Source organism: Paenibacillus sp. LS1, from assembly GCF_026013365.1.
Lineage (GTDB): Bacteria > Bacillota > Bacilli > Paenibacillales > Paenibacillaceae > Paenibacillus.
Window position 1 is genome coordinate 21,570 of sequence record NZ_JAPDOE010000024.1, and the last position, 11,647, is coordinate 33,216.

The 11,647-nt window shown below is 50.0% G+C and carries 8 protein-coding genes and 3 tRNA genes; 1 reads left to right on the forward strand and 10 read right to left on the reverse strand.

The window, feature by feature from the left end; all coding sequences use genetic code 11:
• The first annotated feature begins 66 nt into the window (after positions 1–66).
• Entirely contained in the window at positions 67–2,046 is a 1,980-nt protein-coding gene (locus OM416_RS31445; protein ID WP_264936232.1) for a methyl-accepting chemotaxis protein, read from the forward strand.
• Positions 2,047–2,222: 176 nt separating this feature from the next.
• On the opposite strand, the gene OM416_RS31450 is transcribed toward OM416_RS31445, so the two are convergent.
• The 10 genes from OM416_RS31450 to OM416_RS31495 all read right to left on the reverse strand — a co-directional run bounded on the left by OM416_RS31450 (position 2,223) and on the right by OM416_RS31495 (position 11,634).
• Positions 2,223–3,230 carry a LacI family DNA-binding transcriptional regulator gene (locus OM416_RS31450; protein WP_264936235.1) on the reverse strand — a complete coding sequence of 336 codons (1,008 nt, stop codon included), beginning with the start codon at positions 3,228–3,230 and terminating at the stop codon, positions 2,223–2,225.
• A gap of 131 nt (positions 3,231–3,361) precedes the next feature.
• Entirely contained in the window at positions 3,362–4,168 is an 807-nt protein-coding gene (iolB, locus tag OM416_RS31455; RefSeq protein ID WP_074093115.1) for a 5-deoxy-glucuronate isomerase, read from the reverse strand.
• 109 nt (positions 4,169–4,277) lie between these two features.
• Positions 4,278–5,330, reverse strand: coding sequence for an inositol 2-dehydrogenase (gene iolG, locus OM416_RS31460; RefSeq protein WP_264936237.1), 1,053 nt, complete (start codon positions 5,328–5,330; stop codon positions 4,278–4,280).
• A gap of 69 nt (positions 5,331–5,399) precedes the next feature.
• Positions 5,400–6,875, reverse strand: a complete 1,476-nt coding sequence (locus tag OM416_RS31465) for a CoA-acylating methylmalonate-semialdehyde dehydrogenase (RefSeq protein ID WP_319951949.1) — start codon at positions 6,873–6,875, stop codon at positions 5,400–5,402.
• Between the two features lie 99 nt (positions 6,876–6,974).
• On the reverse strand, positions 6,975–7,985 hold the full coding sequence (iolC, locus tag OM416_RS31470) for a 5-dehydro-2-deoxygluconokinase (protein WP_264936239.1): 1,011 nt from the start codon (positions 7,983–7,985) through the stop codon (positions 6,975–6,977).
• 195 nt (positions 7,986–8,180) lie between these two features.
• Positions 8,181–9,083, reverse strand: a complete 903-nt coding sequence (gene iolE / locus OM416_RS31475; RefSeq protein ID WP_264936242.1) for a myo-inosose-2 dehydratase — start codon at positions 9,081–9,083, stop codon at positions 8,181–8,183.
• Between the two features lie 53 nt (positions 9,084–9,136).
• Positions 9,137–11,002, reverse strand: a complete 1,866-nt coding sequence (gene iolD, locus OM416_RS31480) for a 3D-(3,5/4)-trihydroxycyclohexane-1,2-dione acylhydrolase (decyclizing) (RefSeq protein WP_264936244.1) — start codon at positions 11,000–11,002, stop codon at positions 9,137–9,139.
• A 391-nt stretch (positions 11,003–11,393) separates the two neighbouring features.
• Positions 11,394–11,464, reverse strand: a tRNA-Gly gene (locus OM416_RS31485).
• Between the two features lie 10 nt (positions 11,465–11,474).
• Positions 11,475–11,548: transfer RNA gene (locus tag OM416_RS31490), tRNA-Pro, on the reverse strand.
• 7 nt (positions 11,549–11,555) lie between these two features.
• A tRNA-Leu gene (locus OM416_RS31495) sits at positions 11,556–11,634 on the reverse strand.
• Positions 11,635–11,647: the final 13 nt, after the last annotated feature.

Here is an 11,647-nt window from a genome sequence, read left to right on the forward strand (position 1 = left end):
ACGCACGATAATATGTTATTTGAAGAAGTATAGGCATGTAATTGTTAAACGCTAGGGGGAATTGTAATGAAGCTCAAACCAAAATTAATGATTATGTTTCTGGCCGCTGTATTGATTACTGCACTACCACTGGCTTCCCTTGGCTTGGTTCAAACTGAAAAGCAAGCCACGCGTAATGTGGACTCCAAATTGAATGGCTTAATGGCCTCTTCGGCAAATCAGTTGGATGGCTGGATCAGCAGTAATGCCAAAGTCATCGAAACGTTAGGTTTTATCATCCAGGAAGGCGTGCCTGAGGGAGAACTCACGGAAGAATACTTTAACATTATGAAGCTGGGCAGTAACAAAGAGAGTCTGTCGGATCTGTATTACGGTTCAGAGCAGGACGGCAGCTTCATGAATGGTTCAGACTGGACTCCCGATACCGATTATGACCCAAGACAGCGTCCATGGTATCAGGAAGCTAAGCAAGCCAATCAGTTAACATTCTCTGATCCATATCTGGATATGATGTCGGAGCAATATGCGGTATCGATTGCCATGCCGGTTCAAAATAAAGCAGGCACAATGCAAGGGGTTGTTGCAGGCGACCTGTTGCTCTCTACACTTACCGATACCGTGGGAAAAATAAACCTGGACGGATTGGGCTACACCTTTTTAATCGATAAAAACGGGATGCTTCTGGCTCACCCTGATGATAAACTCGTGAACACCTCAGCCAAGGATAACACAGAGTTAAACCCGCTGTTGGCAGATATGCAGGCGAATCCGTCAGGTCAGAAACCCTTCCAATATAATGATGAGAATTATCTGTTGTTCTATCAGCAGATTCCAAGCACCGGCTGGGCTGTAGGCTCCATCATCTCCGAGAAGCTGGCCTATGCTGAGTATTATGAATTGCGCAATAACTACATTCTAATCATCGGTATTACGTTGCTGGTCGTACTGGCAGGTGCCTATTGGATCGCAACACTCTTCATCAAGCCGCTGAAAAGTCTGCATGGAACGTCCCGCCAAATGTCGAGTGGTGATTTTACAGGACGGGTTCAGATCAAAGGCAAAGATGAGTTCGCTGAACTTGGCATGGCATTCAATCAGATGTCAGATCAGCTTAGCACGCTGTTCAGACAAGTAACGGCCTCTGCTGATCGCGTACAAAGTATCTCGGGTGAGATGCAGGAGCATACGGATAACACCAAGCGCATCGCGGAGCAGATCTCCATTGCCACCGATGAACTCGCTCAAGGCTCCAGTACACAGGCTGAATCGGTGTATGATGGCTCAAGCCGTCTATCGGAGATGAGCGATAGTGTGGGCGGTATTAATCGCAGTGTAGAACAGTCCGTAACGATGATGCGTGAGGCAGGAGAAGCCATGTTGGTTGGACTACAAGCGGTGGATCACCAGGTCGAACTTTCGGATGGCAACCGCCAATCGATTGACCGTGTAGGTGAATCGATCTCCCTACTCGCAGATAAATCACAGAAGATTGAAAGCATCGTCAGCATGATTCAAGGTATCGCCTCCCAGACCAACCTGCTTGCCCTGAACGCTTCCATTGAAGCGGCCAGAGCGGGTGAACATGGACGTGGGTTCGCAGTGGTTGCCGAGGAAGTGCGCAAACTGGCTGAACAATCTGCAGGCTCTGCTCAGGACATCATCGTATTGTTGAATGAAATTCAGGCAGCTAGCCGCCAAAGTGTGAGTGAAGTCGATTCTGCTGAACATGGTATTGAGCAGCAAGTGGCTGCCGTGCATGAGATGCGCAACTCGTTTATGCGAATCAAGCAATCCATTGAAGGCATCGACAATCAGCTTCAGCAGGTATCATCCGCAACAACTGAACTGGATAACAGCTCTGGCAAGATTGCTGAAGTGATCTCCAGTGTAGCGGCCATGTCGGAACAGAGCGCCGCTTCCACGGAAGAAGTTGCTTCCTCCACGCAGGAACAGTTCAATTACATTACCAGTATCTCGGAGCGCTCCAATGAACTGGCTCAACAAGCCAATACGCTTGCTGAGGAAGTGAAGAAGTTCAAGATTTAAATCAACAAGCCGCGTTCTCCCATTGGGGGAACGCGGCTTGTTTGTTACGTTGTTATGTTACATATTCCGAATGAGGGATGAAACGGCACCCGTATCCGAATAAAAGATATGACTCCATTAAGCTTGGCTAGTTTGGCCTCAGGGCTGGTCAGCGCAAACTGGAAACCTCATTATTTTCAGACCCCTACACGACCTGCTGAATCTCGGATAACCAGCTCAGGCTTCAGCACAATCTTCTGCGGCTCTTTACGCTCATCCTTCAACTCTTCAATCAACAGATCTACAGCGCGATGTCCCAGATCTTCAATCGGCTGAGCAACAGTTGTAAGTGGTGGACTGGTTACCGAGGCCAGAATGGTGTTATCAAATCCGATAATGGACACATCTTCTGGCACGCGTAGACCCAGCTCTTTGGCTGCTTGAAGTGCACCAATAGCCTGAATGTCATTACAGCAAAACAAGCCTGTGGGATGCTCGATCTCACTGAGCAGCAGTAACGCCTCTTTTTTGGCCGAGCTCAGATCAGCTGCCGATTCTCGAATCTGACTCGGTTCCAGCGTATGACCTGCCTTGATCAGTGTTTCACGGAATCCACGTACACGTTCCTGACTGCTGCTGACTTTGGACGGTTCCGACAGCACTGCTACACGGGTGTGACCAAGTTCAAGCAGATGTTCCGCTGCGAGTCTTCCACCGAGAATGTCATCAATGGTGACTGTATGAACCGACAGGGACGGCATATGACGGGCAATCAAAGCGACAGGGATGGACTGCTGCAAGAGAGGTGACAAAATTTCGGCATTATCGATTCCGGTTCCGATCATCATGCCATCTACCCTTTTTTGCTGAAGCAGATTCAGATAACGCTCTACCCGCTCGTCCTTATTGTCGGTACTACAGATGACCACACTGTAGCCCAACTGACGGCTTCGATCCTCGACTGCTCTAGCGAGTTCTGCAAAATACGGGTTGGAAATATCCGGTACAAGTAGTCCCAGTGTATACGTCTGCTTACCTGTAAGTGCAGCTGCGATCGCGCTGGGTTGATAATGTAGGCGTTCCATGATCTCCATAATCTCGGCGCGCCGCTTCTCGCTGATTTTGCCTTTGCCATTAATGACCTGCGAGACGGTTGCAATGGATACACCCGCCTCGCGTGCGATATCGTATATGGTTGCTTTCATTGTTTTTTTCCCCATTTGTGCTATATATAAATTTCGTTATACATAGATAATTGTTCTCTTCTTCTCATTATGCAGGGGGAAGTCTGCATGCGCAACTTGAAGCCAGCACAATGCGCGTAGCATGAACTGTTTTATTTTTTCATCAACCACTCATGGTCAGGATCGTTATGGAATTTCCAGGTCCGAGTTGGTCCAGCCATCACGTTCAGATAGTAGACCTCATACCCCGGAGGAGCACCTACCGGATGATATCCGTCCGGAACAAGCACCACTTCCCCGTTCTTCACTGCTAGCGTCTCGTCCACAGAGCGATCATCCGTGTATATGCGCTGAATGGCAAACCCCTGCTCAGGTTGCACACGGAAATAATACGTTTCCTCCAGCAAAGATTCATCCGGGAGTGCGTCCCGATCATGCTTATGTGGCGGGTAACTAGACCAATGCCCATCTGGTGTGAACACCTCAACAACGAGCAAACTGTCCGCTTCCTTTTGTTCCGGCAAAATGTTGTGAATCTGGCGTTCCAGATTGCCATATCCTCTCGCCTCTACCCCTACATCCTCGGGTGCAATGAGACGAGCAGGGTACGTGCCTTTTCCGGGCGCAACACATATAGCGATTTCCAGTTCGGTACGTGCTGTGATCTGCACTTGATCGGAAGTTGATACGTAGACCGAATACGGCGGAATTTTCTCGAAAACACTCATTCTCTTCCCGATATTATCCCATGTGTGCTCCCGGGTACTTACATTGGCGAAACCACTGAGAAGCACCACACAAAGTTCCTGATCACCGCTCTCGCGGGTTAGCGTCTCCCCTTCTGCCAACTTCGCTACCTGAAAACCAACATATTCCCACCCGGCCGACTCCGGTGTTACGTTGATAAGTGTACCGTCCCCCTCGGGGTTGACCACAGGTTTCACAATACGTTCTGACATCTTGCCATCCACTCCTTTCTGTAATCATCCACAACAACCTGATGCATATGAAAAAAAGAACTTTGACTATTCATGCGCTCTATTCAAAAAAGTGACTCTAATCATCTACCTATGGCGTTGCCGTTTGTGATTCCAGCGACACCCCAGGGACTTCACTCAGCTTCACAGGTCTTCCCTGCTCCATGGACATCTTTGCTGCCAGCGCGATTCGTTCTGCCTGTACTGCATCATGGCCATCTACAATAACCGGTGTATCATGAATGATCGCATCGATAAAGAGGGCTGTCTCCTGTACATATGCCTCATTGTAGCGTTCCAAGAAAAAGTGTAATGGTTTATCGCGCATGAGCCCGGTCGCTGTACTGATCTCAGCCGTATTCGGATGATCATTCGCCGCTGTGGCGCTGCCCATCGAACCGAATACTTCAACACGCTGGTCATACCCGTACACTGCCTGACGACTGTTATCAATAACACCAATCGCTCCATTGGCAAACGTCATCGTTACAATCGCTGTATCCACATCCCCATGTTCTGCAAAGACCGGATTGATCAGCACGTTGCCCTGAGCGTACACTTCTTCCACTTCACTCCCGGACAGATAACGAGCCATGTCAAAATCGTGAATCATCATGTCCATGAAGATCCCACCAGACACCCGGATGTATTCCGCAGGCGGCGGACTCGGGTCACGAGACGTGATTTTGATAATATGCGAATCACCGATCGTACCATCCTGCACATGTGCACGTACCCGTCTGAAGTTGTGATCGAATCGACGGTTAAATCCGATTTGCAGCTTCACGCCAGCCTTCTGTACCGCTGCTACAGCCGTTTGGGTCTGTGCTAGATCCATGCTGACCGGCTTCTCGCAGAAGATGTGTTTGCCCGCCTGGGCGGCCTGTTCGATCAGCGGCACATGTGTATCTGTTGAAGAACAGATCAGCACCGCGTCTACATTAGGCATCGAGATCAACTGGCTGCTGTCTGTCGTTACAACAGGGATACCGCGTCTGGAGGCCCAAGCCTCCAATTCAGGACCCGCGAACAAGTCACTGATTCCCACAATCTCGGCATGCGGGTTGCGCAGGAGATTGTCTGCATGAATTTTGCCGATCCGTCCAGCACCGATGATGCCAATTCTCACTTTGTCCTTGCCCATTCCGTTATCCTCCCTATGTGCGTCCATATGGGCTGGGCGTTCCCCTTAGCCCGAGTTATGCTCTGGTTGTTACCAGCGCGCCGTTACCATCTTCTTGCGAGTGTAGAATTCAACACCATCCGTGCCATTGGCATGCAGATCACCGTAGAAGGATTTCTTCCACCCGGAAAACGGGAAGAATGCCATTGGCGCAGGTACGCCCAGGTTAATACCCAACATGCCCGCATCAATCGTTTCACGGAATTGACGCATACTCGCCCCGCTGCGGGTGAACAGACAAGCCCCGTTGGCAAAGTCTGAACGATTCGCCAGTTCTACCGCTTCCTCCAGCGTAGACACTCTTGCCACCGAGAGTAATGGAGCAAAGATCTCATCCTGCCAGATTTTCATATTGCTCTCAACTTGGTCGAATACCGTCGGCCCCACAAAATAACCAGCTTCACTTGTCGCCTGATCTTTGCGTCCATCCCGGATCAATGCCGCGCCTTCCTGCTCTCCCGCTTCAATGTAACTGAGTGTGCGCTCTTTATGTGGTCTACGGATGACGGGACCGAGGAATACGCCCTCATCCATACCGTTACCAATGGTAATGCGGTCAGCTGCTTCCACCAGCTTTTGTACCAGTTCGTCAGCCACATCACCCACAGCCACAACAACCGCACATGCCATGCAACGCTCCCCTGCTGAACCAAAAGCTGCACTGGTAATCTCTTTCACGGTTAGATCGAGATCGGCGTCTGGCATAACGATGGAGTGGTTCTTGGCACCCGCGAGTGCCTGTACCCGTTTGCCATGCTTAGATGCAGTAGTGTAGACGTATTCAGCCACAGGTTGTGATCCGACAAAGGAGATCGCTTGAATATCCTTATGTTCCAGCAACCCGTTCACGACATCATGCGCACCGTGAACGATGTTGAGCACGCCGTCCGGAAGCCCCGCTTCCTTGAACAGCTCTGCCAAGCGGCCTGCCAGTAGCGGTGTGCGCTCGGACGGCTTCAGGACAAAGGTGTTACCGCACGCAATAGCCAGCGGGAACATCCAGCACGGTACCATCATCGGGAAGTTGAATGGGGTAATTCCCCCAATAACACCGATTGGGTAACGATACATGCCCGACTCCAATCCTGTCGCGATGTCAGGCAGTTGTTTGCCCATCATCAGATTCGGGGCACCTGCCGCGAACTCGACGCATTCAATGCCACGCAATACCTCGCCGTACGCTTCGGCATAACTTTTACCGTTCTCAAGCGTCACCAGGCGAGCGAGCTCTTCCCAATGTTCCACCAGCAGCTGCTGGTAGCGGAATAGAATACGTGCACGGCGTGGAACCGGTGTGCTGCTCCAGGACTTGAACGCTTCCCGTGCCGTCTGTACGGCCAGATCCACGTCTGCTTGTTCAGACAGTGGCACGTGTGCAATAACTTCTTCTGTAGCAGGATTCACAACCGGCTCCGTACGAGTTGCCACTGGGGTTACCCAGGCACCTCCGATCCAGTTTTGTACCATTGTCGCTGTTGCAGACGCTTCAGAAATTCCTTTTCCCATAGCCCTGTCTCCCTTCGCTTATGTGTGATCCCTTATGTTCAACTTGTTTCATTGTTATAGATCTGTATGAGCGCGTTATTCAAAGTATTGCAACGTGCTTCAGGACACGGTAATCTCGCCCCGATTGCAACGTTCGATGTAGTCATTCACCTGTTCGACCGTTGGCATTGCATCCGAACAGCTGTGGCTTGAAATGACGATACTTGCTGCGCCACTGCCATACGCCATACTGCGCTCAATCGTCCAGCCCTGCATCAATCCATACAGGAACCCAGCCGCGTAAGAGTCGCCTGCGCCGAACGTTTTGACCACTTTTGCCGGATAGCTGTCCGCACGGTGGGAAAGCCCTTCACGTGTGTAAGCAATGGACCCTTCCTTGCCGTGTTTGATTACTACAATATTCGCTGAGAAATCAAACCATTTCTGTGCAGTTACCTGATCGCTATGATCCGGATTGTGGTCGAATGTCTCCATCATGTCGAACTCTTCACGTGTGCCCAGAATGATATCGCATTTCTCGGCTGCAAGGTTGTAATAGACGGCTGTCTCCTCATCCGATGTCCATGTGTATGGGCGATAGTCCAGATCAAACACAATAACCGTGCCATGCTTCTTCGCATACGTAAGTGCCTGTAATACGGCTTCACGGGATGGGCTCTGCGCGAGGGCTGTGCCTGAGATTAGCAGCACTTTGGAGTCAGCGATCAACTGCTCCTGCACCTCTTGCGCCTGTAATAACAGATCCGCTACATTGTCCCGATACATCAGGATACTGCAATCCGTTGGGCTTTTGATTTCGGTAAAAGCGAGCCCTGTCACCGCTCCGGTGTCATCTGTAACTACATTCGATGTGTCGATGCCGTTCTTCTCCAAATAACTCTGGATGAATCTGCCCATTTGGTCATTGGCGATCTTACCGATAAAAGCCGTCTCCATACCCAGTCTGGACATGCCAATCGTAATATTGGCCGGAGAGCCACCCACATATTTCGTAAAAGTCATCGTCTCTTCCATTGGGCGATTAATCTCATTGGCATTCAAGTCGATACACAGACGGCCAATCGCGGTTAAATCCTTCTTCCTGGATACGGGAAAGGATACGTAAGTCATTGCATGTGAGCCCCTTTCTGTGGTGGGATTTTACATGTTGTATATGGATATCTAGACTAGTTACTCATTCCTCGTGAGGATTAGTAAACGGCTAGAGTATGTCAGTTTATTTTCCAATCGTAACGTTATACTCTTACTGGCCTTCTTCCTTTTTCACTTCATGGGTATGGTCCTCTCCCCATCGCTATGCCTATATCAGCTATGCTGGAATAAGGACTCCATATAGTTCAAGGAGCGTTTGGCGTACTCATACGGGTTATGAATCGCCGGATCCTGCTCTCCCTCAAGCATCGCCCAGCCATCGTACCCTCGTGTGATCAGTTCCTGCAGAATAGGAGCAAAGTCAATGCATCCATCCCCTGGTACGGTGAACACCCCTTTACGAATACATCCGACAAAGTCAGACTGCTCCGCGCGTGCTTCATCCAGCACATGTGGGCGGATATCTTTCAGATGGATATAAGCGATCCGATCATAATGTTTACGCAGCAGTTCAAGTGGATCGGCTCCGCCATAGTAGGCATGACCTGTGTCATAGAGCAGATACACGAGAGAAGGATCGGTTAGTTCCATCAGTCGGTCAATCTCATCTGGTTGTTCTATCACTGTGCCTCCATGATGATGATACGTAAGCTTCAACCCATGTTCGCGGGCAATAGCTCCTGCTTCGTTCAATCCTTCAGCGAGGATATGCCATTCAGATTCGCTGAGTCTGAGCACTTCTTTTTCATTCGGTGTCCGTCTTGGATCAAAATGAAGTGACCCACCTACCTCCGCCGTACTGATCACCTTACTGCCCATGGATTGCAGAAATTCCGCATGTTTACGATAACTGTCCAGCTCCGACTGACGATATGCCGGGTCGGAGAAAAGTACGGATTTCCACTGGGAGACCAGCTTGATATTCCTTTTACTCAATTCCTCACGCAATATAACAGGATCAGTTGGATATTTACGTCCCATCTCTGTACCTGTCAGCCCAAGACGCTGAATGTCATCCAGAATCTGTGCACACGTTGTCGCATCACCATGCTCCTTCACATCTTCACCGACCCAATTGATCGGATGAATCCCAAGCTGGAATGGCAGCTTGCTCATTGCTCCACGTCTCCTTTGTCGTTCAACATTGTGGTTCACTATATTAAACCAGATTACATAGGTCTTGCTTTGGCACGGTTGGCTTGCATCGTATGATGAGCATGAACTACCTTCTCTTCGGTAGATACTTCAGGAACACCTACATTCCACCACGACTCATATCCACCTGCGTTGGTTCCAGGCACAACCGGAATTTCAATCAACGTACTCACCGTTTCGTTCTTCGCATCTCGGAGTGCCTGTTCCAGCTGTTCTGCTGTCTCGGCTCTATAAGATTTGGCTCCCATGCTTCGGGCGTGAGCTGCAAAGTCCATTGGCATATAATCCCCGGTCAGTCGTCCACTCTCGGATTCCCGATAACGGAACTCATTGCCGAACCCGTCACTGCCATGTTCCCGCTGCAAATTATGAATACACTGGAACCCATTGTTGTTGAATAATAAAATAGTCATCTTCTTCTGTTCCTGCAAACTGGTCACAAACTCCGAGTGCAGCATCAGATAACTGCCATCCCCTACCATCGCGTACACTTCACGATCTGGCTCGGCAAGTGCTGCTCCGAACGCTCCACTTACCTCGTACCCCATACAGGAGAATCCATACTCCATGTGATACGTCTTTGGTTCAGCCGCACGCCACAAACGATGCAGATCGCCTGGCAGACTACCTGCCGCACACACAATGACGGAGGATGGATCAATCGTCCGGTTAACAACGCCGACTGCTGTGGTCTGCGCGAGTCCAGCTTCATGTTGTGCTGCATACAGCCGATCCACTTCTGCATTCCATTCAGCGCGGAGATCAGCGACTTCGGATGCGCCATATGCACTGCGGTATTGTCTTTGCTGCAATTCCTTCTGCAAAGCCTGTAATCCTTCACGAGCATCTGCCAGAATGGCTTCCCCGCCTAACTTGGCAGCATCCATGCCGTTCAGGTTAATGTTGATGAATGACGCTTCCGGATGCTGAAAAGCAGAGCGGGACGCCGTCGTAAAATCCGAGAACCGAGTACCGACGCCGATTACCACATCCGCTTCTCTCGCCAGTCTGTTGGCTGCCAGAGAGCCAGTAACCCCGATGGCCCCCACATTCAGTGGGTGGTCCCAAGAGACTGCGCTCTTACCCGCCTGCGTCTCGGCGATCGGAATGCCAAATGCTTCGGCGAACTCCACTAATTGAACGGATGCCTCAGAGTACAACACACCGCCGCCTGCAACGAGCAGCGGTTTCCTGCCTCGGGCAATCTGCTCCGTTGCCCGTTCAATGGCTGCCTGCACCGGAGGACGACGGTCCAGATAATGTACTTTGCGGGCAAAGAACGATTCCGGGTAATCGTACGCCTCTGCCTGCACATCCTGTGGCAGTGCGAGCGTTACTGCTCCCGTCTCTGCTGGATCGGTTAGCACACGCATGGCCTGTGTAACAGCGATCATCAACTGTTCGGGACGAACGATGCGATCCCAGTACTTACTGACGGCTTTGAATGGATCAGTAGCTGAGATTGTATAGTCACTGCTTACTTCCAGTTGCTGTAGCACCGGGTCCGGTTCCCGTGTAGCAAAGTTATCTCCAGGAAGCAATAAAACCGGAATCCGGTTCACCGTTGCGGTAGCTGCCGCCGTAATCATATTCAAAGCACCAGGTCCAATGGATGTTGTACATGCATAGATCTGTCTGCGGTTCTTCTGTTTGGCATAAGCCGCTGCCGTATGCACCATGCCTTGTTCGTTCTTTCCTTGCATATACGTCAGGCTTCCGGGACTACGCTCCAGCGCTTCTCCAATGCCTGTTACGTTGCCATGTCCAAAAATACCGATGATCCCCTTCACAAACTTGGTTTCCACTCCGTCAACCGAGATATATTGCTGATCCAAATATCGAAGCAGTGCCTGAGCCATCGTCAGTCGAATTGTTGTCATGAAATGATCGCCATCCTTTCCTCTACGGGTTAAGCGCTTAATCTAAGTTAAGTTTAAGCGCCTTACCCCTGAAGGTTAAGCGCTTAATTGATATGGTATTACAGGCTGATGATTTACGCAAGCTATTTTTGTAAGCGTTTTTATATAATGTGATAAAGAAGGTTAGTTTTAGTGTTGGAGGATGTGTTGTGCTAGACCTGTTCCATTTGAGAACTTTCCACAATTACTAAGAGTTATGAGAGGAACGATCTCTCGTGAGGATGGGATACATACTGGTGCATGCTAGTGAGCTATATAATCTGTGATTGTGGTGTACTACAATCTCCAATATACCTATGAACGCAAAAAAAGAAAGAGACGGTGAGTACCATCTCTTTCTTTTCAATATTTAAGCGGGTGATGGGAATCGAACCCACGCTATTAGCTTGGAAGGCTAAAGTTCTACCATTGAACTACACCCGCATAACAACAATCGGGATGACACGATTTGAACATGCGACCCCCTGGTCCCAAACCAGGTGCTCTACCAAGCTGAGCTACATCCCGTTATCTATACCGGCGAGAGGACTCGAACCTCCACGGTTTCCCACTCGATTTTGAGTCGAGCGCGTCTGCCATTCCGCCACGCCGGCAAAATATGAAGTT

Coding starts and splice junctions, on each gene's coding strand:
- OM416_RS31465 (WP_319951949.1), bottom strand. CDS start 6,875: ATGGGAAAAGGAATTTCTGAAGCGTCTGCAACAGCGACAATGGTACAA.
- iolD (WP_264936244.1), bottom strand. CDS start 11,002: ATGACAACAATTCGACTGACGATGGCTCAGGCACTGCTTCGATATTTG.
- OM416_RS31445 (WP_264936232.1), top strand. CDS start 67: ATGAAGCTCAAACCAAAATTAATGATTATGTTTCTGGCCGCTGTATTG.
- iolG (WP_264936237.1), bottom strand. CDS start 5,330: ATGGGCAAGGACAAAGTGAGAATTGGCATCATCGGTGCTGGACGGATC.
- iolB (WP_074093115.1), bottom strand. CDS start 4,168: ATGTCAGAACGTATTGTGAAACCTGTGGTCAACCCCGAGGGGGACGGT.
- iolE (WP_264936242.1), bottom strand. CDS start 9,083: ATGAGCAAGCTGCCATTCCAGCTTGGGATTCATCCGATCAATTGGGTC.
- OM416_RS31450 (WP_264936235.1), bottom strand. CDS start 3,230: ATGAAAGCAACCATATACGATATCGCACGCGAGGCGGGTGTATCCATT.
- iolC (WP_264936239.1), bottom strand. CDS start 7,985: ATGACTTACGTATCCTTTCCCGTATCCAGGAAGAAGGATTTAACCGCG.